This window comes from Vibrio sp. KMM 9700 (assembly GCF_058545285.1).
In genome coordinates this window covers 2,133,008-2,158,995 of record NZ_CM178589.1, presented here as the reverse complement: position 1 = coordinate 2,158,995, position 25,988 = coordinate 2,133,008, and the positions used below count along the sequence as shown (strand labels likewise).

General features: G+C 41.8%; 23 protein-coding genes. 14 read left to right on the top strand and 9 right to left on the bottom strand.

All coding sequences use genetic code 11. The features are described from left to right. Window positions 1-57: 57 nt before the first annotated feature. The 12 genes from AC2VOY_RS09625 to lipA all read left to right on the top strand — a co-directional run bounded on the left by AC2VOY_RS09625 (window position 58) and on the right by lipA (window position 11,143). Complete coding sequence (locus AC2VOY_RS09625) at window positions 58-828, top strand: LPS-assembly lipoprotein LptE (protein WP_491831119.1); 771 nt, start codon at window positions 58-60, stop codon at window positions 826-828. Between the two features lie 101 nt (window positions 829-929). Then, a complete protein-coding gene (holA, locus tag AC2VOY_RS09620) occupies window positions 930-1,979 on the top strand; it encodes a DNA polymerase III subunit delta (protein ID WP_491831118.1) in 1,050 nt (349 codons plus the stop codon). Between the two features lie 152 nt (window positions 1,980-2,131). Beyond that, window positions 2,132-2,452 (top strand): ribosome silencing factor, encoded by a 321-nt coding sequence (gene rsfS / locus AC2VOY_RS09615; protein ID WP_491833070.1) that lies wholly within the window; start codon window positions 2,132-2,134, stop codon window positions 2,450-2,452. Between the two features lies 1 nt (window position 2,453). Continuing rightward, on the top strand, window positions 2,454-2,924 hold the full coding sequence (rlmH, locus tag AC2VOY_RS09610) for a 23S rRNA (pseudouridine(1915)-N(3))-methyltransferase RlmH (RefSeq protein WP_491831117.1): 471 nt from the start codon (window positions 2,454-2,456) through the stop codon (window positions 2,922-2,924). A 5-nt stretch (window positions 2,925-2,929) separates the two neighbouring features. Then, on the top strand, window positions 2,930-4,909 hold the full coding sequence (mrdA, locus tag AC2VOY_RS09605) for a penicillin-binding protein 2 (RefSeq protein ID WP_491831116.1): 1,980 nt from the start codon (window positions 2,930-2,932) through the stop codon (window positions 4,907-4,909). Then, a complete protein-coding gene (gene rodA, locus AC2VOY_RS09600) occupies window positions 4,909-6,030 on the top strand; it encodes a rod shape-determining protein RodA (protein WP_491831115.1) in 1,122 nt (373 codons plus the stop codon). The genes mrdA and rodA overlap by 1 nt, the downstream gene beginning before the upstream one ends. A 15-nt stretch (window positions 6,031-6,045) precedes the next feature. Then, complete coding sequence (locus AC2VOY_RS09595; RefSeq protein ID WP_491831114.1) at window positions 6,046-6,915, top strand: septal ring lytic transglycosylase RlpA family protein; 870 nt, start codon at window positions 6,046-6,048, stop codon at window positions 6,913-6,915. Between the two features lie 153 nt (window positions 6,916-7,068). Further along, window positions 7,069-7,437, top strand: a complete 369-nt coding sequence (locus AC2VOY_RS09590; protein WP_491831112.1) for an SPOR domain-containing protein — start codon at window positions 7,069-7,071, stop codon at window positions 7,435-7,437. Window positions 7,438-7,697: 260 nt separating this feature from the next. Beyond that, a complete protein-coding gene (locus AC2VOY_RS09585; RefSeq protein ID WP_491833069.1) occupies window positions 7,698-8,858 on the top strand; it encodes a serine hydrolase in 1,161 nt (386 codons plus the stop codon). Window positions 8,859-9,015: 157 nt separating this feature from the next. After that, window positions 9,016-9,285 carry a DUF493 family protein YbeD gene (gene ybeD / locus AC2VOY_RS09580; protein WP_491831111.1) on the top strand — a complete coding sequence of 90 codons (270 nt, stop codon included), beginning with the start codon at window positions 9,016-9,018 and terminating at the stop codon, window positions 9,283-9,285. 195 nt (window positions 9,286-9,480) lie between these two features. Further along, on the top strand, window positions 9,481-10,167 hold the full coding sequence (gene lipB / locus AC2VOY_RS09575) for a lipoyl(octanoyl) transferase LipB (RefSeq protein ID WP_491833068.1): 687 nt from the start codon (window positions 9,481-9,483) through the stop codon (window positions 10,165-10,167). A gap of 10 nt (window positions 10,168-10,177) precedes the next feature. Next, on the top strand, window positions 10,178-11,143 hold the full coding sequence (lipA, locus tag AC2VOY_RS09570) for a lipoyl synthase (protein WP_491831110.1): 966 nt from the start codon (window positions 10,178-10,180) through the stop codon (window positions 11,141-11,143). A 143-nt stretch (window positions 11,144-11,286) separates the two neighbouring features. Here lipA and AC2VOY_RS09565 read toward each other — a convergent pair whose 3' ends face one another. From AC2VOY_RS09565 to manD, 7 genes are all read right to left on the bottom strand, one after another. Next, the gene (locus AC2VOY_RS09565) at window positions 11,287-12,534 is read right to left on the bottom strand and encodes a glutamate-5-semialdehyde dehydrogenase (protein WP_491831109.1); all 1,248 of its coding nucleotides are present in this window, start codon (window positions 12,532-12,534) and stop codon (window positions 11,287-11,289) included. Between the two features lie 13 nt (window positions 12,535-12,547). Continuing rightward, window positions 12,548-13,711 (bottom strand): glutamate 5-kinase, encoded by a 1,164-nt coding sequence (proB, locus tag AC2VOY_RS09560; protein WP_491833067.1) that lies wholly within the window; start codon window positions 13,709-13,711, stop codon window positions 12,548-12,550. A gap of 211 nt (window positions 13,712-13,922) precedes the next feature. Then, window positions 13,923-14,324 (bottom strand): sigma factor-binding protein Crl, encoded by a 402-nt coding sequence (gene crl / locus AC2VOY_RS09555; protein WP_491831108.1) that lies wholly within the window; start codon window positions 14,322-14,324, stop codon window positions 13,923-13,925. Between the two features lie 81 nt (window positions 14,325-14,405). Next, window positions 14,406-15,659 carry an esterase FrsA gene (gene frsA / locus AC2VOY_RS09550; protein ID WP_491831107.1) on the bottom strand — a complete coding sequence of 418 codons (1,254 nt, stop codon included), beginning with the start codon at window positions 15,657-15,659 and terminating at the stop codon, window positions 14,406-14,408. 181 nt (window positions 15,660-15,840) lie between these two features. Continuing rightward, on the bottom strand, window positions 15,841-17,601 hold the full coding sequence (locus AC2VOY_RS09545) for a sodium:solute symporter family protein (protein WP_491831105.1): 1,761 nt from the start codon (window positions 17,599-17,601) through the stop codon (window positions 15,841-15,843). 403 nt (window positions 17,602-18,004) lie between these two features. Continuing rightward, entirely contained in the window at window positions 18,005-19,135 is a 1,131-nt protein-coding gene (locus AC2VOY_RS09540) for a Gfo/Idh/MocA family protein (RefSeq protein ID WP_491831104.1), read from the bottom strand. A gap of 174 nt (window positions 19,136-19,309) precedes the next feature. Next, entirely contained in the window at window positions 19,310-20,527 is a 1,218-nt protein-coding gene (gene manD / locus AC2VOY_RS09535; protein ID WP_491831103.1) for a D-mannonate dehydratase ManD, read from the bottom strand. Between the two features lie 158 nt (window positions 20,528-20,685). Between manD and AC2VOY_RS09530 the strand changes: the two genes are divergently transcribed. After that, a complete protein-coding gene (locus AC2VOY_RS09530; RefSeq protein ID WP_491831102.1) occupies window positions 20,686-21,687 on the top strand; it encodes a LacI family DNA-binding transcriptional regulator in 1,002 nt (333 codons plus the stop codon). 111 nt (window positions 21,688-21,798) lie between these two features. On the opposite strand, the gene gpt is transcribed toward AC2VOY_RS09530, so the two are convergent. Both gpt and AC2VOY_RS09520 read right to left on the bottom strand, forming a co-directional pair. Then, window positions 21,799-22,260: a xanthine phosphoribosyltransferase gene (gpt, locus tag AC2VOY_RS09525; RefSeq protein WP_491831101.1), complete on the bottom strand. Its 462-nt coding sequence runs from the start codon at window positions 22,258-22,260 to the stop codon at window positions 21,799-21,801. 132 nt (window positions 22,261-22,392) lie between these two features. Beyond that, a complete protein-coding gene (locus AC2VOY_RS09520) occupies window positions 22,393-23,688 on the bottom strand; it encodes an NCS2 family permease (protein ID WP_491831100.1) in 1,296 nt (431 codons plus the stop codon). Window positions 23,689-24,439: 751 nt separating this feature from the next. On the opposite strand from AC2VOY_RS09520, the gene AC2VOY_RS09515 reads away from it, so the two are divergent. Beyond that, window positions 24,440-25,912 (top strand): aminoacyl-histidine dipeptidase, encoded by a 1,473-nt coding sequence (locus tag AC2VOY_RS09515; RefSeq protein ID WP_491831099.1) that lies wholly within the window; start codon window positions 24,440-24,442, stop codon window positions 25,910-25,912. Window positions 25,913-25,988 lie beyond the last annotated feature (76 nt).

The following is a 25,988-nucleotide window of genomic DNA, read 5'->3' as shown; positions in this document are numbered from 1 at the left end:
CCTCATTTTTTTGCATAATAAGGGTGTCGCGACATCAACCAAACCGAGGGATCTTTTGTGAATCGCAATATCAACCGTTTTATTCAAATTTTTACTATTGCAAGTTTATCAATCGCACTAAGCGCTTGTGGCTTCCACCTGCGAGGTGAATACCTGCTTCCAGAAGGTATCGATAAGGTTTCACTGACAAGCTATGATGAATACAGCACTGTCACCAAAGCCCTGCGCAAACAGCTAAGAAACAATGATATTGAAATTGTTGCCCCTGGCGCAAATGTTCCAAACATTGATCTTATCAGCGAAAGTGATAGTGAAGATGATGACGGCAGTGATAGCGATAGCACTCTTTCGATTTATCAAAATGGTCGCACCGCAGAGAAGCAGTTAAATTATACTGTTGTCTATCAGGTGACTCTACCAGGTAAAGGCACACAAAAACTTTCAAGTTATTTAAGCCGCAGCTATCTTGATAACCCACAAGCATCGCTTGCAAAGTCAATCGAAGAAGATTTGCTTTTAGATGAAATGCGAGAAGAAACTGCAGTGCAAATTATGCGTCAACTTGCGCGCTTAAAAGACACCAATCACGCCGCCGAGCTTGAAGCTGTTGAAGCCACCGCAGAGCAAGCAGCGATTGATACGGGTGAAGTCGAAGCGCCGCAGCGCCCTGCTCGCAACTTGCAAGAAGCTATGTTTGGGATTGAAGAGCCAGAAGCGAGCGTTGAAAGCGCCAATGCATTGCAAGCACAAGCGCAAGATGAAGCCCAAACCATCACGACCTTAGACGACACTGTAACGCTTGAAAAAGTCGCCCCACAAAGCAACTAAAATCAATTACCTAAACAAGGATATTTGTTGAAACTTTCAGCACATATCCTTGTCTGATTACCATCTAGCTCAAATTCTTATCTTACTTTCGGAACCGATTCGTGCGTATATATTCAGACAAACTGCCCGAAACACTTACAAAGAGTACTCACCCCATTTATTTGATTTTTGGAAATGAGCCGCTCCTACGCATTGAAAGCCAAGATTTAATTTGGCAACACTTGCAAAAACAAGGTTTTGAAGAAAAATATCACTATACGCTTGATAGCAGCTTGAATTGGGATGAATTATTCCAACAAGCACAAGCCTTTGGTTTATTCTCCAGTAAACAGGTCTTTGTGTTGGAAATCCCTGAATCGGGAATTAACGCTAGCGTGCAAAAACCTCTTACCCAATTACTCAGCATGCAGCACAGCGACCTTTGCCTAGTTTTTGTCAGCACTAAATTTAATCGTGCTATGGAAAATACCAAATGGTTTAAAGCCTTGCACGAAACCGGTTTGCTTATTTTATGCAATACGCCAGATTTAAAGTATTTACCTAACTTTGTGCGTCAGCGCTGCCAGCAATTAAAACTCAAAGCCGATCAAGAAACGATTCAAATGCTGGCGCAATGGCATGAAGGCAACTTACTGGCGTTAAAACAAAGCCTAGATAAATTAGCATTGCTTTATCCGGATGAAAACCTAACCATGCTCAAAGTAGAGCAAGCGCTTTCAAGGCATAACCACTTTACCCCGTTTCAATGGACGGATGCCTTATTAGAAGGCAAAGCAAAACGCGCACAACGTATTTTACGTGAGCTAGAAGCCGAAGGCAGTGAGCCGATTATTTTATTGCGCAGCATACAAAAAGAGATTTTTTTGCTCATTCAAATTTATAATGCAATGCAGCAGATGCCAATGGCGCAAGTCTTTAACCAGTTTAAAATTTGGCAGAACAAGCGCCCTTTTTATCAAGCTGCATTAAATCGCTTAAGCCCACTGAAATGTCAAAAATTACTCCAAGAACTGACTCAGATTGAGTTGGTGGCGAAAACAAGTTTTGACCAAGATGTGTGGATAGCTTTAAGTAAGATCTCAATCTTTTTCAGCACGGGCCAAGATGTATTGCCTCAGCGAAATAGCCCTTTAGGTAAAGCTTTTGTCTGAACTGGTTGAAAATAAAAAATTCATGCTATAATCAGCGCCCATTTGGTTTAAGCTAAATAATATTTAAAGCTTAAGCTAAAGTGAGTGAAATTAAACACCCAATCAAAAGCCAAGAGCGCTTTTTGATTGCCATCAAAGCCAAGGATACACAGTTGCAATTTAATGATTTAAAAAGCTTTCTAGCAGATAAAGCCGATGATATGAAAGCAGAAGATATCATCACCTTAGATGTTTCAGACAAATCTAATATTACGGATGCAATGATTATTTGCACCGGTACCTCAAAACGCCACGTTGCATCCATTGCAGACAATGTCGCAGTTGAAGCGCGCAAAATTGGCCTTGAGCTCTTGGGCATTGATGGCGAAGATGAAGGTGAATGGGTCGTAGTTGATTTAGGCAGTGTCATGATCCATGTAATGCAAGAAGCGCCGCGTGAACTCTATCAACTAGAAAAACTATGGGCGAATTAATTTGAAAATTCAATTAATTGCAGTTGGTACTAAGATGCCAAAGTGGGTTGAAGAAGGCTTTCATGAGTATCAACGCCGCTTCCCTAAAGATATGCCTCTTGAGTTAGTTGAGATCACCGCAGGCAAACGTGGTAAAAATGCCGACATCGCGCGCATCTTGCAAAAAGAAGGTGAAGCTATGCTTGCGGCTGTGCCAAAAGGCAACCGCATCGTCACTTTGGATATTCCGGGAAAACCTTGGGATACGCCAACGCTTGCCAAGCAACTGGATGCTTGGAAGCTCGATGGGCGTGATGTCTCGATTCTAATTGGTGGGCCTGAAGGCTTAGCGCCAGAATGTAAAGCGATTGCAGAGCAAAGTTGGTCTTTATCTAACTTAACCTTGCCACACCCTATGGTGCGAGTGATTATGGCTGAAAGCCTTTATCGTGCTTGGAGTGTGACCACTAATCACCCATATCACAGAGAATAAGCCGTATGAGACGTAAGCGTACGACGATCCGTGATTATACTGCGGAATACAACTTATTTAAAAACCGAGCCATCGTATCCTTCATCGGGATCCTTGTGCTTATGGGTGTTCTCCTCACCAATCTCTATTTCATCCAAATCGAGCAATATCAAGATTATAGCACTCGCTCAAATGATAACCGGATCAAGGTTGTACCTATTGCACCTAACCGTGGCCTTATCTATGACAGAAATGGTGTCTTGCTTGCATCCAACCGCCCTATCTTTAACTTAGAGCTAACCCCTGAAAATATTAAAGATATGGATCAGACGATTGCTGATCTGCGCGAGCTTTTTGAAATCACGGATGATGATCTCAAAGCGTTCGAACGCGAAAGACACCACACCAAACGTTTTGCTTCTGTGCCTTTACTCACGCAACTCACGGAAAAGCAAGTGGCGACATTTTCGGTCAATCAGTTCAAATTTCCAGGTGTTGAAGTCACTGCAACCTTAAAGCGTTATTACCCATTTGGTAAGCTTTTAACTCACGTATTAGGCTATGTTTCACGCATCAATGACAGAGATGTGGAACGCCTCACGCGTGAAGATAAAATTGCGAACTACAAAGCAACCCGAGATATCGGCAAGCTTGGGGTTGAGCGTTATTATGAAGACTTGCTTCACGGTACATCTGGCTATCAAGAAGTTGAAGTCAATAGCCGTGGCCGCGTGATCCGCACTCTTAAATATGTGCCGCCGATCCCTGGCCGCGATATTGTCTTAAATATTGATATTAAGCTGCAAAAATACGTCACCAAAGTGCTTGGCGATCGCCGCGGCGCCATTGTTGTGCTTGATCCAAAAGATTCTGGCGTACTCGCTATGGTGTCTTATCCAAGCTATGATCCAAACCAATTCGTGCATGGGATCAGCAGTAAGTCTTATTCAAGACTGTTAAACGATCCAGACCGACCTCTGGTGAACCGTACGACGATGGGGATTTATCCACCCGCATCAACAGTCAAGCCATTAATCTCAGTAGCGGCACTCACTGAAGGCGTGATCACTGAAAACACGACTCGTAATGACCCAGGATACTGGCAAGTTCCGAACTCAACCACTAAGCGTAAGTTTAGAGACTGGGCGCGTTGGGGTCATGGACCAGTCAATGTGCGCAAAGCGATCGAAGAATCAGTGGATACCTTCTTCTATCAAGTTGCCTATGATTTGGGGATTGATCGTTTATCTGCATGGATGAATAAGTTTGGTTATGGCGAATACACAGGCATAGATATTCGCGAAGAAAGTCGCGCCAATATGCCAACTCGTGAATGGAAACAGTCTCGTCATAAACAGCCTTGGTATCAAGGGGATACAATTCCTGTTGGGATAGGTCAAGGGTATTGGACGGCTACGCCGATGCAAATCGTCAAGGCACTTTCGGTCTTGGTAAATAATGGTCAAGTGAAGGCGCCGCACTTGTTGCGTGCATCCGTTGATAAAACCAAAAAACCATTAAAACCTGAATTTGCAGCAATCGAAACTTATCCGCCAATTGCTAATGTCCCGCAAAGATATTGGGATATCGCCAAAGAAGGTATGTATCGTGTGAACTATGGCTCACGTGGTACAGCGCGACGCGTATTTGCTGGAACGCCATATAAAAGTGGTGGTAAATCAGGGACAGCGCAGGTATTTGGCTTAAAAGAAGGTCAAAAATATAACTCTAAAGCGCTGGCTGAACGCTTACGCGACCACGCACTCTTTATGAGTTTTGCTCCTTTTGATGACCCACAAGTGCTCGTTTCTGTCGTGCTTGAAAATGGCGAATCCGGCTCTCGCTTAGGTGGTGGCGTTGCGCGCGAAATCTTTGATTATGTATTGCTAGATAAAGGCAAAGATGAAGTCGATGATAAGCCACCGACACCACAAGAATTGGCGAAAGAAATTATCGATCCAGATGCAGCCGAAGCGCTACTCAAACAAAATGAGGCTCAACAATAATGAAAATGGATCCTTCAACAGGCAAAAGCCGTTCTGTTTTCGAACGTATGCATATAGATTTGCCGTTGCTACTTTGCTTGCTCGTCCTGATGGGAATGGGCCTTGTGATCATGTATAGCGCCTCTGGCCAAAGCATGGAAATGATGGACAAACAAGCCATGCGTATGGTGCTGTCATTAGTGGTCATGATAGTCTTGGCACAAATTAAGCCGCGTAGTTATGAAAGCATGGCGCCTTTGTTATTTTTATTTGGTATTTTGCTCCTTTTAGGGGTGCTCTTTTTTGGCGAAAGCTCCAAAGGTGCGCAGCGTTGGCTCAACTTAGGCTTTGTACGTTTTCAACCTTCAGAGCTACTCAAGCTTGCTGTGCCCCTAATGGTTGCCACTTATATTGGACGCAAAGCGCTCCCACCAAGTTTAATGACGCTTTTTGTTTCCCTTTTGATGGTCTTTGTTCCAACCATTTTAATCGCCAAACAACCTGACCTCGGTACATCTATTTTGATTGCAGCGTCAGGGATATTCGTGATATTTTTAGCGGGAATTAGCTGGCGTTTAATTATGGCGGCAGCCGTTGCTGTGGGTGGCTTCATTCCGATCTTATGGTTCTTCTTAATGCATGAGTATCAAAAAACTCGTGTAAGAACCTTATTTGATCCAGAATCTGATCCGCTTGGCGCTGGTTATCATATAATTCAAAGTAAAATTGCAATTGGCTCTGGTGGTTTATTTGGTAAAGGCTGGTTGATGGGAACCCAATCACAGCTTGAGTTCGTACCGGAGCGTCATACTGACTTTATCTTTGCAGTAATCGGCGAAGAATGGGGTATGGTAGGGGTATGCGTCTTGTTAGCGGTTTACTTATGTATCATCGCTCGCGGGCTGTATATCGCAAGTACAGCACAAACATCTTTTGGACGTATGATGGGCGGCAGTGTCGTCTTAAGCTTCTTTGTTTATGTTTTTGTAAACATAGGCATGGTAAGCGGCATCTTACCAGTTGTAGGTGTGCCTTTACCTTTGATCAGCTATGGAGGAACCTCAATGATTACTCTACTCGCTGGTTTTGGGATTTTAATGTCAATCCATACACATAGAAAAATGCTTTCAAAAGCAAGTTAATAAAGAGATCAAAGAATGGAAGCAAAAGTTTATCTTTCAGCAGTTTGTATCGCAGCACTGCTTGTTGGCTGTTCATCCGAGCCAGAAAAAAAGCAGGTGCCAAGCCAGCCAGCGCCAACTAAAACTGTCAGTAAAGAGAAGCCAAACCCTAACGGTGGACGCTATAGTATGACGCATGATGCAGAGCCGACTCAACTAAAGTCAGTGGCACATGTGCAAAATGCCGAGCCCAAGTATGAACCCTTGAGTCGTCGCGGAAATCAAGATTACAAATTACGTGGCGGCACCTATAATATAGTCAGAGATCCACGCGGCTTCACGCAAAGTGGTTATGCATCTTGGTACGGTGCTAAATTTCAAGGCTATGAAACATCAAATGGTGAAATATACGACATGTACCAAATGACAGCGGCGCACAAAACCCTACCGCTGCCAAGCTATGTCAAAGTAACCAACCAAAGCAATGGCAAAAGCGTTATTGTTCGCGTCAATGATCGCGGCCCTTTTCATGATGGACGTATCATAGATCTAAGCTATGCTGCGGCCTACAAACTCGGTGTTTACCAACACGGAACAGCGCCAGTTAAAATCGAATACATAGATAATCATAGTGGCGTCACAGATAGCATCATGCCGCCTAAAGAGAATCTTGAATATTTAGTCCAAGTGACAGCCTTATCCGATAAAGATAAAGCTCGAAGCTTGGCTAAAAACCTAGGACAAAGCTACTCTGTTGGCGCCCTCATTAATAGTGAAGGTGGGATCAACCGAGTCATGCTAGGTCCACTGACAAATGAAACACAAGCCGATGCTCTACTGCGCCGTTTACGTGCAGAAGGTCATCCGCAGGCTTATATTAAAGATAGAGAAAGAACGACTCAGTAAGTTTAGCTAGTCACTCATTTTTTAACTTTGTGTAAGTTTGGAAGTAACGAAATTTACGGGGAACTGCCCTTTTAATCGTCTTAGTTTATACTCTTTGTTCCAAGGAGCTATGTGTAAATTGGGCAACACTTTTTGATAATGGATCTAGGTACTATGAAAAAATTAATGAAACCACTACTTCTTGCTGGCGTTTTAGCGTCTTCTGCATTAACGCTTCCAGCAATGGCTGAGACAGCGTCTGCAACAGCTGCTAAGCCTGCAATGGAATACATTGTACGTGTAATGGGTGTAGATAAGCGTGACGTAGCACGTGCTATGGCTGGCGATCTTGCAAAAGAAATGCGTGTTGGCGCACTGGTAAATTCTGAAGATGGCACTTTCCGTGTTTTCTTAGGCCCAGTACCAACACCAGAGCAAGCTGACTTTTTATTGAAAAAAGTACACAAAGCTGGCTATAACGATGCAAACATCATTACTCGCCCTAAAAAAGCACGTAAGTCTTACGCGAAAACTGACGCTTAAGTCTTATCTAGCTTAGATTAAAGTAGAGTCTTCACTGATTGTGCTTTATATTCGACCAATCATAGGTTTATCGCTTGTGATTGGTTGAACTTTTTCTAAAATAAAGACTCTTTATCCTATGGTATCCAAAGCAAGACTTATTTTGATACCCGCCATGATTTTGATACCATAGGATAAATTCCGATTAATCTTATAAAAATCTCTAATTTTATTTAATAATAGCTAATCATATGAAAAATACAGCCCCATCTTTTACCCGTATGCTTGTGACAAGCTTGACACTTTGTGCAAGCGCCATGGCTTTCCAAGTGCAAGCCGCCGATCCAATTGCGACACCAAGCGCGCCTGCAATTGCCGCTGAAGGTTATGTCTTAATGGACTATCATTCAGGCCAAGTGATTGCTGAAAAGAACATGAATGAGCGCCGCCACCCTGCTAGTTTAACCAAGATGTTAACCAGCTATGTCATCGGCCAAGAAATGAAAGCCGGCAATATCACGCCGCAAGATGAAGTTGTCATTAGTGAAAATGCATGGGCGAAAAACTTCCCTGATTCATCGAAGATGTTTATCGAAGTTGGCACAACTGTAACCGTTGATGAGCTAAACCACGGCATCATCATTCAATCGGGCAACGATGCGTGTGTGGCAATGGCTGAGCACATTGCTGGTAGCGAAGATGCATTCGTTGATCTGATGAACAGCTGGGCGAAGAAGATTGGCATGACACAATCTCACTTTACCAATGTACACGGTCTAGATAATCCAGATCTTTACTCAACACCATATGACTTAGCACTCCTTGGCCGCGCCTTAATTAAAGACGTACCAAACGAATACAAGCTTTATGCTGAGAAAAAATTCACTTATAACGGTATTACTCAATATAACCGTAACGGCCTACTTTGGGATCGCAGCTTAAATGTTGATGGCATCAAAACTGGTCACACAAGTGGCGCAGGCTATAACCTAGTTTCTTCTGCAACCGAAGGCGACATGCGTCTTGTTGCCGTTGTGATGGGTACTAAGAGTGAAAATGCACGTAAAGCTGAAAGCAAAAAACTACTTAGCTATGGCTTCCGTTTCTTTGAAACAGTTTCACCACATCAAGCAAACAAAGAGTTCATCAAAGAGCGTGTTTGGCTGGGTGATAAAGATGAAATTAGCTTAGGTCTGGCGCAAGATACATTTGTAACACTACAACGTGGTCAAGCGAAAAACCTATCAGCAAGCTTCCAACTTGATGGCGAACTCAAAGCACCAATCAAAAAAGGTGACAAAGTCGGCACAGTCTTCTATCAATTAAATGGTGAAGATATTGCAAACTACCCATTGGTTGCACTTGAAGATGTAAACGAAGGCAGCTTCTTTAGCCGTATGTGGGACATGCTAATTAAATTCTTTTCAGGATTATTTAAATAACTAAATTTAGACTCCCCCACTGGGGTTAACCTTTCAGGGGCAAGTGTATAGCTAAGCCCTTGTTTAGCATTAAATTTAGCTTAATACCTTTAAGCCTAGTTAATGGTCTTGACCGATAGCTAGGCTTTTGTACATCAAAAACGTTTTTGGAGAAATGATGCAAGAGCAACCAAAACTAAAAGACTTACTTGAGTTCCCTTGTCAGTTTACCTATAAGGTCATGGGTTATGCAAAACCTGAACTGCCTGATTTGGTTCTTGAAGTAATTCAACGCCATGCCCCAGGTGACTACACACCAAAAGTCACCCCAAGCAGCAAAGGCACATATGACGCAGTATCGGTTACCATTACTGCAACTTCAATTGAGCAAGTTGAGACTTTATATAAAGAGCTTGGTGAAATTGAAATTGTACGTGTCGTGCTTTAATTTATATATCCGACTTTAATTAATCCACTTTTCGTGATTTAATTTGTCACACATATAAAATTTTTTTGTGATATATACAGAAAAAGTTGAAATCTCAAGCGATAACCTTGTACTGAATAGGTGGTTGCTTGAGATAACTCAAGGTATAATCGAGCCAATATCAGAGATTGGACCCTTTTCATGACACAAGCAAACCTGACGGTAGCCGATACACTTATCATCCGCAATTACACCGGCAAAGATGACAATCAGTCTTATCAAAACTATCAAACACTCTGGCAAGCTATGCATGACTTCACCGACTCGCGTCAAGATGACACTTTGGATGAAGTTTGGTTAGTCGAGCATAATCCAGTCTTTACTCAAGGCCAAGCCGGCAAAGCTGAACATTTGCTTAACACTGGTGATATCCCTGTGATTCAAAGTGATCGCGGCGGGCAAGTGACTTATCATGGCCCGGGTCAGTTGGTGGTTTATTTTATGCTAAACCTAAGACGCAAAAACATTGGCGTGCGCCAACTTGTGACCCATATAGAGAGCATAGTCATTGATACCTTGGCTGATTTTGGCATCCAGTCTCAGTCTCGCCCTGATGCACCGGGGGTATATGTGCTGCTTGATGGTCAAGATCAAAGCCAACCACATAATAAAATTTGTTCACTTGGATTAAGAGTGCGCCGCGGCTGCTCTTTCCATGGTTTGGCACTCAATATTAATATGGATCTTGCACCTTTTTTACGTATCAATCCTTGTGGCTACGCCGGTATGGAAATGGTACAAATGCAAGATTATCTAGACGATATTTCTCTTTCTCAAGTTGAAAAAGTGATTCTTGAGAAAATCGCAAAGCACCTTGATTATAAAAATATCGAATTTAAATAAGTAGGAAGTTATGAGCAAACCAATTCAAATGGAAAAGGGTGTCAAATACCGCGATGCCGATAAAATGGCCCTTATCCCAACTAAAAATATGCCGGTTGAGCAAACTCAAGTGCTGCGTAAACCTGAATGGATGAAGATTAAACTCCCATCAGATAGCAAACGTATTCAAGATATTAAAGCTGCAATGCGTAAAAACAAACTTCACTCTGTATGTGAAGAAGCTTCTTGCCCAAACCTTGCTGAATGCTTTAACCACGGCACAGCAACCTTTATGATCTTAGGTGCAATCTGTACGCGTCGTTGCCCATTTTGCGATGTTGCCCATGGTCGCCCAATTGCCCCTGATGCAAATGAGCCAAGCCATCTTGCGCAAACTATCTCAGATATGAAGTTAAAATATGTGGTGATCACCTCTGTCGATCGTGACGATCTACGTGATGGTGGTGCGCAACATTTTGCTGATTGTAATAAAGCAATCCGAGAGAAAAACCCAAATATTCGCATTGAAACTTTGGTTCCAGATTTTCGTGGTCGCATGGACACTGCGCTTGAGTTATTAAAAGATAACCCGCCAGATGTGTTCAACCACAACTTAGAAACTGCGCCGCGTCTATACCGTAAAGCGCGCCCAGGTGCGAACTACAAATGGTCGCTAGAGCTATTGCAAAAATTCAAAGCGCAGCACCCAGATGTTCCGACAAAATCAGGCTTGATGATGGGACTTGGTGAAACCAAAGAAGAAATCATTGAAGTATTAAAAGACTTACGCGCACACGGCGTGACTATGCTGACCTTAGGCCAATACCTAGCGCCAAGTCGTCACCACTTGCCAGTTGAGCGTTATGTGCCGCCTGAAGAGTTTGATGAGCTAAAAGAGATTGCCCTTGATCTAGGCTTTACGCATGCTGCGTGTGGCCCGTTTGTACGTTCGAGTTATCATGCGGATATGCAGGCGCAAGGCATCGAAGTTAAATAATAGCTGAGGTTATATAACCGCCATAGTTGAACTTACAACTGTCGCGGTATTTTAACCCCATCCACGCTTCCCCTTGTAAGCTTTCGTGCTTTCTTAGACGATTGACTACAAGGGGAAAATACACTCAAGCGATCGCTTCACATTTAAGAGCGAATGAGATAATCCGCTTGGCCGACCCACTTGTAGCTCGTCAGTTCAGTTAAACCCATAGGCCCGCGAGCATGCAGTTTTTGAGTTGAAACCGCTACTTCTGCGCCGAGTCCAAATTGCGCCCCATCGGTAAAACGAGTGGATGCATTGACATAAACCGCAGCCGATCCTGCGCTATTAATAAACTTCTCAGCATTGACCAAATCATTGGTCATAATTGCATCCGAGTGACTTGCATTGTGCACTTGCATATGCAAAATCGCCTGATCAATATCTTCCACTACTTTGATTCCTAGCGTGTAAGACAACCACTCAGTATCAAAGTCACCTTCTTTTGCATCACGCATCTTAGTCAGTGTATCCAAATAAGGTTTTGCGCTTGGATCCACCACAAAAGTGACTTCTTGATTAATCTTATCCGCAAGGCGTGGCAATAAATCTGTCGCAACTTTTTTATGTACTAGCAAAGTATCCAATGAGTTACATGCCGATGGACGCTGCATTTTTGAATTGGCAATCACTTCAATCGAGCGATTTAAATCCGCGCTTTCATCCACAAAGATATGGCTGATCCCAAAACCGCCAATGATCACAGGAATTGTGCTGTTCTCTTTGCACATTTTATGCAGACCAGCACCACCACGTGGGATGATCATATCCACATAATCATCGAGCTTTAATAACTCAGTGACGAGCTCGCGATCTGGCTTTTCAATATATTGCACGCTAGCAGCAGGCAGCCCAGCCTTTTGAAGAGCGCCTTGGATCACCTCAATCAAAGCCATGTTTGAATGAAACGTCTCTTTCCCGCCACGTAAGATGCTTGCATTACCAGTTTTTAAGCATAAGGCAGCAATATCTATAGTGACATTTGGGCGCGCTTCATAAATCACACCGACGACGCCAAGTGGCACACGGCGCTTAGTCAGGCGCATGCTATTTTCGAGCACTTTTGAGTCAAACTCACTGCCAACCGGATCATCAAGTTTGATCACATGGCGTACATCATTGGCAATATCATGCAAGCGTGCTTTGTTAAGCATTAAACGATCAAGCAAGGCTTCGCTGACAATCCCTCTTGCTGCTTCCAAGTCTTTTTCATTGGCAGCTAAAATATGCTCACTTTTGGCTTCTAACTCATCCGCAATCAGTTGTAGCGCATAGTTTTTTGTTTTGGTATCGGTAATCGCGAGTTGGTAGCTGGCAAGTTTTGCCGCTTTTCCCATTTCAATTAATTGCACTTTCGTTTCCTTATTATTCATGGATCACAACAAGATCATCACGATGTAAAATCGTTGAACCATGTTCATGACCTAAAATCGTCTCAATTTCTTGGCTATGCTTACCTATGATTTGTGCTAAGTCGAGATGATCGTAACGAATCAAACCTTTCGCAAGTAGCTTGCCTTCAAGTGAACGAACGCGAACCACATCACCACGCTCAAATTCACCATTAAAATGGCGGATCCCTTTGGCAAGTAAACTACTACCACGCTCAATCACAGCTGTCGCTGCGCCATCATCAATGTATAGATCCCCTTCCACTTGCGGGCCTGCTAAAATCCAACGTTTACGACTTTCAAGTGAGGTATCTAACGCAACAAAATGTGTCCCTTGCGGCTTATCTGAAACAAGATCTAAAATCACATTGGGACTTGAGCCTGCAGCAATCACCACATCTATGCCAGAATGACGCGCGACATCGGCAGCTTGCAGCTTAGTTGCCATCCCACCAGTACCAAGAGTTGTGCCACTGCCACCAGCAATTTTACGTAAGGTTGCATCAATTGTTTTCACCTCACGGATAAGCTCAGCCTCAGGATTTGAGCGCGGATCGGCTGTGAATAAACCTGGTTGGTCGGTTAATAATAATAGTTTATCCGCATTACATAAAATGCCAACTAAAGCGGATAAGTTGTCATTATCACCGACTTTAATTTCATTGGTTGCCACTGCGTCGTTTTCGTTCACAATTGGTACTACATTATGTTCAAGCAAAGCGTTGATCATATCGCGCGCATTTAAAAAACGTTCTCTATCTTTTAAGTCTGCACGGGTTAATAACATCTGCCCAACTGGAATACGATAAAGCTCAAATAAGGACTCCCAAATTTGAATTAAGCGGCTTTGGCCAACAGCGGCTAAAAGCTGTTTATTGGCCATAGATTGAACAAGTTCAGGATAATTTAAATGCTCACGACCGGCTGCAATCGCGCCAGAAGAAACGACGACAACTTTGTGTCCCATTTCTCTTAATGCCGCGCACTGACGCACAAGATCAACCATGCGAGATTTATCTAATGCCAAGCTGCCACCGGTTAAGACGCTCGTACCAAGCTTAATTACTATAGTTTGCTGCTTGTGATTTGATGAAACATCAGGGGTGCTTGCGGGTGAAGATGTAGGCGCATTCGTCATTGAAGATTGGGAGTCGAGATGATTGTGCGAAGAAGAAGAGTCAGAATGAGTCATGCTTTGCCTGCTAAAATAGAAATAGGTAAATATATACCCCAAAAAACTTGAAGATGCAGCGTGAAACATCACTTTACTGCAACTTCAAATCAAAAAGGTTTAATGGGTATTATTTTTATCAATACTTCACTAAATAAACAAGTAAAAGCGTAGAAAATCAGTTAAATTGGACGGAATCCTTACTAATGCTAAGCGTTAAGCCATGTTTGTCTTGAGCGACGGTAAGAAGTTTTTCTTCAAACACCTCTTTACTTGATATAACCTCTAAAATCTCAGCGCCAGGAACCTCTTCTAATTGCCAGTTTCCTTTATCATCATAACGACCAAATTTATAAGTTGCTGTTAAATTTTTCCCTTCACGAGCCAATATCATCCACCAACCCCAAAATTCTCGCTTTTCAGGTGAAATATTGTCATTAATACAAACAGATAAACAATCGAAAAAATAAGAATCAACCTCACATAAGCCTTCTCTTAGATAAGGTCCAAATGCCTTGAAATCATACATAAGCTTATGATGTGTCGGTTGGATTACATTTCCTTCATTCTGATTTGGCATGAAACATCCTTTTTTATCGCAAAACCAAGCGTAATAATTACTCTATAAGAGGCCCTATCTTTGCCTAATTTGCTTAAAAAGTCATCTATTGATCTCTGTTATTAACCAATCTGTCACATTTTTTAGAGCTTCTTCATATCCTTGATGCAGAGTTTTCGCTTTAATATTTATAGCTTTACCGCCCTGGCTATAAGTTGCGATACTTTGATTATCTTGTTTACTACTGACAGGATCACCTTCTAAGGTTAAAGCAAGCATTGGCACAGGCGTCGTACGCCCAGCAAGAATCCCTTGTGACTTTAAAGACCATGCATTTAAAATCCGCGAGAAGGTCGGAATATCAACGACTCGTTTCCCCATTCTTGATGCCAGCATATCTAGGTACATTTTTGGCATATTGGCAATTTGTTCAGGATTTTTAAATAAACTTTCAATTGGCGCACCAAGTGCAATACAAGATTTAACCTTATCTGGCTTTAAAAATGCGAGACGCACTAAACTATTGCCGCCAAAGCGAAATCCCATAAAGTGAACATTAAAGTGATCCACCCAAGGCACTTGTGGCAAGTGCTCAAGTAAAGCCTGATGGATGCTAGAAGAGTCTTCAGTTAACGCAAATGAGCTGCTATGGCCTGCGCCGGGTAAGTCTAAGGTCAGCATGGCGATACTATGCTTGGCTAAATAATCGGTGAAAAGTCGCCACAAATCTGTTTGCAAACTGCCCATACCACCGCTGACAATCACCACAGGTAATGGTTTTTCCGTTTCGTGGGGTAAATGTAGGTTGGCTAAGACTTTTTTACCCTGATACGGGACTTCGATTTGCTTTAGTATATATGGACTAGCTTCCATTGCATCGACATAAGCCTTATTGGCTAACACCTGAGCTTGCAAAGATAGCGTATCTTGTTTGAGATGCGGATAACTTGCCAAACTAAAGCAAAGGCTCGCGACAAACAACTGACGTGATTTTTGTTCTGCACTGAGATCATCTGCATGCAAGGCGCTACGCTGATGCATCATGCCCTGCTGGGTCCATTCATAACACCAGTTACCATGACGAAAACCTGCCACTGTATCCAGCCATTTAGGATGATTGGTGGCAATGCTTGAACTGGCAATACGCGCGAGCACGGATTCAATTTCAATGGGATCAAGTCCTTGCCAAGCCCACTGCGGTCTTGGCAGCTGGCGATACCAAGCATTTTGTTCGCTTTCTTGCTTCTCATCTAGCATGGCTTGGCTGTCACTATGGTAACCAATGATCCCTGACGTCTCAGGCGTGCTTAATCTAGGTTTGAATAATTCTTCTGAAGTATTTTTATTTTTATCCACGAGTCTGCCTAAATGTTTATGATGCGATTGAAGAGCTTACTTGAGTATATGTATACCCAAAGTCATTGAAGCGTAGTGTTACTTTACCATTCTAACAAAGCATTTGCATAAAAAGAAAACTGCCTTAAATGAAAGTCACTTAAGGCAGTTTTTTGCGCTCAATTCATCTCTACAGATTATCTTACTGAACCTCTCCTTCGACATGTGTTAAGCGTGCACTTCTCTTCAAACCATAACCAACTAAGCCAATACCTAGCGCGCAGCCAAGGAAAACCAAACGTCCCCACCAAGGATTAGGAATGAGAACCATCAAGCATAGACCAGCAGCCATATAAGTTACCACTGTACCAAGTTTATGGCGTTGTAATCTATCTACAATATCTTGCCCTGGCGCTGCGACACATTCAGTATCAACGTCTTCAAAAAATGCATCACATGCTTCTTTGTTAATATCTTTTTCTTCTTTATAAAATAGAGTTGAAGCCCAGAAGAAACCACCTGTTAAAACTAAGTGAGCAATAATGGCGACGATAGTTCTTGATTCTGAAATTTCGCGTTTAGTCAGATCTTCAATCCCAAAGACACTGCTCGCAACCACTTCAGGTGTCACCACATTAAAGACTAACCAAGAAACAAAACCGCCAAATACGACTGTCGCCCATGGTGCCCAATTTGGCGTTTTACGAATAAACATACCAAAGCATAATGGAACTAAAATAGGACCTTGCAATAAGGTTGCAACCTGCATCATTAAGTCAAATAGGCTTAACTCTTTCAATGAATTAAAGAACTGTGCAGCAAGTATGACAAGGATCCCATTGATCACACATACTAATTGACCAACTCGAAGCTGCTCTTTATCCGATGCCTTACCTTTACGTACAAATTCAGAATAAAAACTACGAATAAAAATACCTGAATTACGGTTTAGCGCCGAATCCATTGAAGACATGGTCGCCGCAAAGAGCCCCGCCATCAAAATACCTACAGTTCCAACAGGCATATATTCACGAGCAAACACGAGATACACGGCATCACTAGCTTTCGCGCCTAAAGCTGGGTATTGATTGATAGCATCAGGATTTAATATTGCAACAACCCAAGCAGGAATAAACCAGATCACTGCGCCAATAATCATCATAACCCCAGCCATTAAAGCTGCTTTTTTAGCATTGATTGAGTCTTTCGCTGTAAGGTAACGATATGAATCTTGCATGTTGTTAATGCTTTGAATTTGCTTAACAAAATAAAAGAGGAAAAAGGCAAATATAAGCACCGGATAATTCATATCGGGGCCAATAAAAAAGTCTGTGGGAAATTCTGTGATGATTTTTGAAGGCCCGCCAATAACAACAAGTGCGACTACGGCGCATGCAATGGAGGTGACGGCAACAACAAGCGACTGGATGAAGTCTGAAGCAACCACGCCCCAAGCGCCACTAATTAATGAGACAATTAGAACAACTAAACCTGTTATCCAAATAGTGCTAATGATATTAGCTTCAAAAACAGCCGATGCAAACACGCTCAAACCATTCAGCCACACCCCGCCACTGATTATACTTAACGGGATGATCATCCAAGTAAAAAACTGCTCATTGACTGTGCCAAAACGACGCTTTATACCTTCAGTTGGTGTATCGACACGCATCTGACGAAACTTTGGAGCGAAATAAACATAGGCAAGAACATAAGCTAGTGCATTGGCAACAAACACGCCAACCACTAAGAATCCATCATTGAATGCTTTACCTGCTGCCCCAGTAAAAGTCCATGCTGAAAACTGGGTCATAAATGCGGTTGAACCTACCATCCACCAGAGCATCTTACCGCCCCCACGGAAATAATCACTGGTACTTTGGGTTGCCATTTTTTTAAATAAGAAACTCACACCTATCATAAGTGCGAAGTAACCAAGAATTACTATGTAGTCAAATTCCATCTTGCAGCTCCTTATATATCTATTTTTTGATATACCTTCTTGTTATCGCTGTAATTCTTGACTTATATTTTCAACCTTATTGAACCTCTCCTAAGGCAACAATATGAGGAGATAAACCAAGTTACATCTAACAGTTTCAAGCAAGCTAATACATAAATTGTTTCACGTTATTGAATTTAAGGGATACCCTAACAACTGATATTTCAGCTGTTTTGGGGTTGGCACATAATTTTATTTTTAGTAACTAAACTTTCTTATTAATTTATAGTTATATTAGGGTTTAAATTTAATAAGCAGTTAGTTTTTATAGTCGTAGGTGTTTCAATTCTCTATCTTCTGATGGTTTTTGCTCCTTATCTATCTCGACAGAATACCCATCGAGATAGGTTTGTTTTCCAAATGATCAAATAAGCTTAGTCACATCGGTTGCAAAGTCATTTTCACGGATCATATCAATCAAAGCTTGGTATAAATAACCTTCTTTAAAGCTTTGATATTCTTCAATTGGCTCTCCCATGACATCTTTCACAAATAGACCAGCTAAATGTGTCCAACTACGTTGAGTATCATCTTTAATATCAGGTAATTGCTCAGTGATTTCTTTTGGAAGTGGTACCTCTTGCCACTCTTTATCTTTGCCCCATAAATAAAGTGGACCGCCGCCATAATGGCCTTTGATATAAATCGAGCCTGCTGAACCATGGAAAGCGATATAATCATCATTAAAACGAGGCACTAAACCGCCATGTTTAAATAAAACCGATACGGGCTGCATAGCTTTCTTACTTTCAAGTTGCATCAAGACGGTATAAGACCATTCAACATCGCAGTCTTTCCATTCTAGTTCTGGATCATCAATGTCTTTAGGAATAAAGTTGCGACGCTCAGTAAAGTTATGCACACCTGAAACAACAGGCGCTTTTGGCATATCATTACGAACTTCACCCGAGACAGATAAAATCTTTTCACCGATAACAGAAGTCACAATTGACACTAAGTGAGTGAAGTTGTTATTTAAACGACCACCACCTGCCGCTTTTGTATGTGACCAGCCAAATGGAATATGTGGGTCAAGGTTAAAGTGAGAAATACATTCCACCTCTCTTGGCTCACCGATAGCGCCCTGCTCAACCATTTGTTTAGCTTGGATAATATGTGGCATATAGCGAAAGCTTGAAGCATAAGCTGTTTTTAAGCCTTTTGCCTTTGCAAGCTCGTATAAGCGTTTGGCACTGGCGCTATCTTGAGTTAAAGGCTTGTCACATAAAACATGGCAGCCAAAATTTAGCGCAGCTTCAATCGCTTCAACATGTGCACCACCTGGGGTTGCGATTGAAACCATATCTGGCTTACATTCTTCAAGGGCTTTTTGCCAGTCCGCGCCAAAGTATGGAATTGCCATTTTTTGTGCGACGTCCTGCACAACTTCAGGGGTTCGCCCTACAATACCGACGACTTCTGCGCCTACATCACGAAAAGCTTGAGCATGACCTTGGCCTGCGAATCCTGTTCCAAATACGAGTACTTTTTTCATTTTATTATCCTGTGCTTGTCTTGCTTATGCTGATATCACGACGCAAAGACGCTGTCCCATCCATGGTCGCTATAACTTGTACATCCCTGTACAAGTAATCTTTGCTTTGTTGATATCAACACAATCAAGACTAAAATTCTGAGTAAATAAAAATTTTAAAAAAAAATCAAACAATTACCAATGCCACAAGGTACCATCTTCAAGGCGACTGACTGGTAAATAAGAGCGCTTATAGACATGTTTTTGCGCTTCCTCTTCATCAAAATCAACCCCTAGCCCTGGCGCATCGCTAACGTAAATCATGCCATTTTCAAGCTTCATGCCATGCGAGAAGATTTTTTGCGAGATCTCATTACCAAAACCGACAAACTCCTGGATACCAAAGTTGTGGGTTGAGATATTTAAATGCATATGCGCAGCAAAACAAATTGGTGATAAATCTGGCGCGCCATGTGGCGCAGTGCGTACGTTATACACGCTTGCAAAGTCAGATATTTTCTTCACCCCAGTGATCCCACCAGCGTGCGTTGCGGCAACACGAATAAAGTCAATCAATTGATTTTGAATTAAATCTTTGCAATCCCAAATCGTATTATAAGTTTCACCAATCGCAAGCGGCGTGGTGGTATGGGCGCGGATCAATTTATAATTATCTTGGTTTTCTGCAATCGAGCTATCTTCTAAAAAGAAAAGATTATACGGCTCAAGCATCTTACCTAACTTGGCTGATTCAATTGGAGTTAAGCGGCTATGTACGTCATGCAATAAAGCCACATCATCGCCTAACATCTCTTGCGCTTTCTCAAATAATTCAGGCACTAGCTTAAAATACTTACGTGTAGACCACTCTTGTTCAGGTGGTAGCGGACGCTCGCCTTGAAGCTCAAAATAATCTTTTTTATCGCCTAAAACGCCATAAGTTTCAGAGAGCCCAGGAATCGCCGATTGTAGACGAATAGCTTTAAAACCTTGATCAGCAAGTTCTTTTGCTTTGACTAAAGTATCTTCTATATTGGTGCCATTGGCATGTGCATATAAAGAAACAGCATCACGGCATCTGCCACCTAAAAGCTGATACACAGGTAAACCTGCTACTTTGCCTTTAATATCCCACAATGCCATATCAATTGCGGCAATCGCTGCCATGCAAATTGGCCCACGGCGCCAGTACACGCCTTGATACAAGTATTGCCAAATATCTTCAATATTGTGCGCATCACGCCCCACAATACAAGGGATCACATGCTCCTCTAGATAAGTCACAACAGCCATTTCACGGCCATTGACCGTGGCATCACCAAGACCATATACACCAGATTCAGTGATCACTTTCACGGTCACAAAGTTGCGTCCTGGGTTGGTAACAAAAACTTTTATCTCTGAAATCTTCACATCAACACTCCATGACCGATATAAGAAATTTAGGTACAAAATCGGTTTAGTAAATCGATTTACTTGATTAGCGTAGAACATCTGCGTAAAATATTCAATAGGCGAAAAATTAGTTTTCAGCAAAAAATAAATATTTCTATTCCTAAAGAAAGGCATGCATGAAAAAAGTTCGAATCATAGATGTGGCAGAACATGCTGGCGTCTCTAAAAGCACTGTTTCACAATACTTAAACGGACGCTTTGGACATATGTCAACTGATACCAAGGCGCGTATTGAGTCTTCTGTGGAAGCCTTAAACTATGTGCCAGATAGAATTGCGCGCAGCTTAAAAAGTAATAAAACCCGAACCATAGGCGTAGTGGTACGAGATATTGCTGGCTTTAATACAGCCAAAATATTGCGTGGAATGGATGATTTTTGCAAAAAAAATGATTATAACCTTCTGATTTACAATACAGATTTTGATTCAAAAACCGAAAAGCAGTCGCTTGAAATTTTACGCCAAATGCGTGTCGATGGGATCATCATCACCTCATCGGGCAAAAACTATCAGCAACTTAATCATTATACTGAAACAGGGTTTCCGATCGTTCAATTTCAACTTGAGTATCCAGAAACCCAAACCCATTTAGTGTCTTCCGACTATTTTCAAGCCGCTAAGGATGGTATGCAGTATTTGATCGATCTTGGGCATAAAAAGATAGGCTTTTTAACTCAAAGTTTTGAAGGAAATAATTCACGCTCACAGCGTTACCAAGGCTACCTTGCAGCATTAGAAGAAAATAATATTGAACTTGACCCAAACATGGTTTTGTTCTGGGAAAGAACCCATGGTTTTGAGCGCTCACCTCTATCTCTTTTAAATCAGCATCAAGCAACGGCTTTATTTAGCCAACACCTTGCGATTAGCCTCGCACTTTTACAAAGCTTAAATCAAGCCAAAGTAATGATCCCAAGCGATGTGTCAGTACTGGGCTTTGATGAGATCCCTATGGTCGATATGTTTAAAGTGCCAATTAGCGTCATCAAGCAAGATGCCTACCAGATCGGCTATGAAAGCGCCAAGATGCTGCTTGATCTTATCGATAATAAACCAAGAGATAAAAAACTAATTTTGCCTTGTGAGCTGATTAAACGTGACTCTTGCCGTAAGCTCTAAGCCAGTTATAAGCTTTTAAACCAAGTATTCAGGCAATAAAAAACCTCACATACATTTAAGTTATGTGAGGTTTCAAAAAATCATCTTTAAGTCGATAAAGATTAAGTCAAATTATTGCTTACGGTTGACTGGTTGGATGAATTGTAGACCCATATCCCATGGTTGCTCAATCCAAGTTTCTTGTTCAATATCAACAACATACTCATCAACTAAATCTTTACCTGCTGGTTTTGCGCACACAGTGATAAGCTTAGCTTTTGGATACATTTCACGAATTTTCTTCGCTGTATCACCACTATCAACTAAATCATCAACGATTAGCATACCTTCGCCATCACCTTCGATAGTTTTAAGTACTTTCATTTCACGTTGGTGATCGTGATCATAGCTTGAAATACAAATCGTATCGACATAGCGGATACCTAGCTCACGAGCCAAAATTGCAGCAGGAACCAAACCACCACGGCTCACGCCAACGATAGCTTTCCATTGCTCAGCTGGCATTTGCTTTTGCGCAAGCTCACGGCAATATGTTTGCATGTTATCCCAAGTGATCACAAATTTCTTAGTCATAATAAAACCTAAATGTTATATAGAAAAAGTTGCATGCCTTACACATTCCCCGAAGAGTAAAGTAAGCCATACAACTTATTTGAATTAATTCTGATTATTTTACCTGAAAAGGCACTATCAGTAGAAGTAAAATTAGCCGCCTGTGAAGATAAACTTCGCAAGGAAGATAGCTGCTAGGATCCAGATCCCATAATGTACTTCTTTATAACGGCCTGATAAAAGCTTAATCGCAGCGTAGCAGATAAAGCCCATTGAAATGCCTTCTGCGATTGAATAAGTCAAAGGCATCATCAAGCAAACCACAGCTACAGGCGCAGCTTCAGTTAAGTCATGCCAGTCAATATTCACAAGACCTGACATCATTAAGATAGCGACATAAAACAGTGCACCTGCGGTTGCATAAGCTGGAACCATGCCTGCAAGCGGTGCAAAGAATAAGGCTAATAGGAATAAAATCCCAACAACCACAGCAGTTAAACCTGTACGACCACCTACCGCAACACCAGCTGTACTTTCAACAAAAGATGTGGTGTTTGATGTACCTAATAGTGCGCCGATTGAAGTTGCTGTTGAGTCTGCAAGAAGCGCTTTATTTAAGCGAGGAATTTTACCATCTTCTTTAACCAGATTTGCTTTGGTTGCAACGCCAACAAGCGTGCCGGCTGTATCAAACAAATCAACAAATAAGAATGCAAACACAACCGAAATCAGACCTACATCGAAAATTGCAGAGAAGTCTAGTTGCATAAAGGTTGGCGCAATGCTTGGTGGCATAGACATCACGCCTGTGTATTGCACATCACCAATTAAAATACCAATGGCTGTCACTGCAAGAATAGCAATCATCACGGCTGCTTTTAGGCCACGATTAACTAAAACAATCGTTAAAATAAAGCCAAGTGCGCCAAGCGCTGCGGTCACGGTACGCATGTCACCCACGCCAACTAATGTTGCAGGGTTATCTGTCACTATGCCTGCATTTTGCAAAGCGATAAACGCAAGGAAAAGACCGATACCAGCAGAGATCCCAAGGCGTAATGACATAGGAATCGCATTAATGATGAGCTCACGAATTTTAAATAAGCTTAGGATAATGAACAAGATACCAGAGCAAAAAACCGCAGCCAGTGCGACTTGCCATGAGTGCCCCATTCCCAACACAACACTATAAGTGAAGAATGCATTTAGCCCCATACCCGGCGCTTGCGCAATTGGGTAGTTGGCATATAAGCCCATAATAAAGCAGCCAATCGCAGCAGCGATACAAGTTGCGACGAACACCGCACCATGATCCATGCCCGCTTGAGACAAAATTGATGGGTTCACAAAGATAATGTAAGCCATGGTCAAGAAAGTGGTGACTCCGGCCAACACCTCTGTTTTCACATCAGTGTTATTTTCAGATAGCTTAAAGAGCTTCTCCAACATCTTCTTATTCCTAAAAGTGTAGTAAAAAAGGGGATTTAACGCCTAGTACGCTCAGCCTGTGTGTTGAGTATTCGAAGCTCAACTAAACGTTTGCGCAACCGTTAAAAAGGAGTGTATTTTTCCAAAAAAGACCAAATAAAGCAAATTAATTTATAAGTTTAGTCACATTTTTTAAGCTTAGTTGAAAAAAAAGAGCTATATCTGTCACAAAAATAATGAGAAATGAAAGAAAATGACAATATTGAGGCAAAAAAAACCACCCAGGTAAGTAGGTGGTTGAAATAAACAAGTTCTATCGAAGTTGAATCTCTAATTTGGGGTAAAGCAAAGATATTTACTAGCAAAAAGAACAAATTGGGGGTTGTTCATACTAGAAACGGAAACATTTCAGCTAAATATCTATTTCACTCAAAAAAACCTAGCTAGTGCATTAGGTTCCCTATCAAAGTGAATTCAATATAGCTAATTCGTGGTAAAATTACAACCTTTTTAATTAAAAATGTTCAAAAAAGATCAAATTAAGTGATATTTATAAGTTAATTACACAATTATCGTAATTTTAATTCACACCATGAAATAATAATGTTCAAAATTCAATCGAAAGATTTGCGTTCACCCTAACTTGTGTGACTTCCATTAAGCTTAGGTATATGATGAGCTTAAAGCTACTCCTCTCCTATTTTAGGCTTTGGGGTACATAGATATTTGTTTTCATAAACAAACCAATTTGGTCACTAACTAAGGAGCTAACGTGTCTGACGCTCAAATCTCTTCTATTGCAGAACTTTCCCCAACGCCGGTATGGCAATTTTTCGCTAAAATCTGCTCGATTCCACATCCATCGAAACATGAAGCCGCACTTGCTGGCTATATTATGGATTGGGCTAAATCGCAAAATCTAGAAGTTAAACAAGATCCTGCTGGCAATGTGTTTATCAAAAAACCTGCGACAGCTGGCATGGAAAATAAAAAGCCAGTTGTGCTGCAAGCCCACATTGATATGGTGCCACAAGCAAACAGTGATTCAAACCATGACTTTACTAAGGATCCTATCCTTCCTTATGTTGATGGCGAATGGGTTACAGCTAAAGGGACAACGTTAGGCGCAGATAATGGTATGGGTATGGCGGCATGTCTGGCTGTCTTGGCATCAACTGAGATCAAACACGGCCCGCTTGAAGTACTATTAACGATTGATGAAGAAGCTGGCATGACCGGCGCCTTTGCACTTGAAGAAGGTTATCTTGAAGGTGAAATCCTTTTAAATACCGATTCTGAGCAAGAAGGTGAGATTTACATGGGCTGCGCGGGTGGCGTGAATGCTTCAATGATCTTCAACCTTGAACGTCAAGCAGCGCAAACTGGCTTTGTTGCAAAAAGACTAAGTGTTGCAGGCTTTAAAGGCGGTCACTCTGGTTGTGATATCCATACTGGTCGCGGCAATGCGAACAAATTCCTTGCACGCTTTTTAGCAACTCAGCAAGACGCTTTAGGTTTTGAGCTAGTTGAATTCCAAGGCGGTAGCCTTCGTAACGCGATTCCACGTGAAGCCAGTGTTGTGATTGCGATTGCCGCCGACAAGCTTGATGCTCTTGAAAGTGCATATCAAGAATTTACAGCCCTTGTGCAAACTGAGCTGGCAAAAATCGAGACAGGCATTACATCAAGCATTACTGATGCAGAGCTAAGCCCTGTGTTCACAAAAGCTGACCAAACTCGTTTTATCAATGCATTAAATGCATGTCCAAATGGCGTGATCCGTATGGATGATAACTTTGAAGGTGTGGTTGAAACCTCATTAAACGTTGGTGTGATCACAACCGAAGGTGACCAAATCACTGTGCTTTGTTTGATCCGCTCACTGATTGACTCTGGTCGTGAACAAGTTGAGCAAACTCTCGCATCACTTGCCGCCCTTGCTGGCGCAGAATTTGAGCTAAATGGCACTTACCCTGGTTGGAAGCCAGATCCAGATTCTGCCATCATGCATGTGTTCCGTGATGTATATGAAGGTATTTATGGAAACAAACCAAACATTATGGTGATCCACGCAGGTCTTGAGTGTGGTCTATTTAAAGAACCTTATCCAAACATGGATATGATTTCTTTTGGCCCAACCATCAAGTTCCCACACTCTCCTGATGAAAAAGTTGAGATTAAGAGTGTTGGTTTATTCTGGGAGCAGATGATTGCTATTTTAGAGAATATTCCTGAAAAAGCTTAATATTTTATACTCAAAATAATTGGAGTTGCAGCAAGGCAACAAGCGATGAGACTCTAGGAGCATATAAGAATATGTG

Bases quoted from the DNA above. Each gene is read 5' to 3' on its own strand.
- AC2VOY_RS09590 (WP_491831112.1), top strand. From the start codon at position 7,069: ATGAAAAAATTAATGAAACCACTACTTCTTGCTGGCGTTTTAGCGTCT.
- AC2VOY_RS09530 (WP_491831102.1), top strand. From the start codon at position 20,686: ATGAAAAAAGTTCGAATCATAGATGTGGCAGAACATGCTGGCGTCTCT.
- lipA (WP_491831110.1), top strand. From the start codon at position 10,178: ATGAGCAAACCAATTCAAATGGAAAAGGGTGTCAAATACCGCGATGCC.
- AC2VOY_RS09585 (WP_491833069.1), top strand. From the start codon at position 7,698: ATGCTTGTGACAAGCTTGACACTTTGTGCAAGCGCCATGGCTTTCCAA.
- crl (WP_491831108.1), bottom strand. From the start codon at position 14,324: ATGCCAAATCAGAATGAAGGAAATGTAATCCAACCGACACATCATAAG.
- AC2VOY_RS09595 (WP_491831114.1), top strand. From the start codon at position 6,046: ATGGAAGCAAAAGTTTATCTTTCAGCAGTTTGTATCGCAGCACTGCTT.
- proB (WP_491833067.1), bottom strand. From the start codon at position 13,711: ATGACGAATGCGCCTACATCTTCACCCGCAAGCACCCCTGATGTTTCA.
- rodA (WP_491831115.1), top strand. From the start codon at position 4,909: ATGAAAATGGATCCTTCAACAGGCAAAAGCCGTTCTGTTTTCGAACGT.
- gpt (WP_491831101.1), bottom strand. From the start codon at position 22,260: ATGACTAAGAAATTTGTGATCACTTGGGATAACATGCAAACATATTGC.
- ybeD (WP_491831111.1), top strand. From the start codon at position 9,016: ATGCAAGAGCAACCAAAACTAAAAGACTTACTTGAGTTCCCTTGTCAG.
- AC2VOY_RS09545 (WP_491831105.1), bottom strand. From the start codon at position 17,601: ATGGAATTTGACTACATAGTAATTCTTGGTTACTTCGCACTTATGATA.
- AC2VOY_RS09540 (WP_491831104.1), bottom strand. From the start codon at position 19,135: ATGAAAAAAGTACTCGTATTTGGAACAGGATTCGCAGGCCAAGGTCAT.
- AC2VOY_RS09520 (WP_491831100.1), bottom strand. From the start codon at position 23,688: ATGTTGGAGAAGCTCTTTAAGCTATCTGAAAATAACACTGATGTGAAA.
- mrdA (WP_491831116.1), top strand. From the start codon at position 2,930: ATGAGACGTAAGCGTACGACGATCCGTGATTATACTGCGGAATACAAC.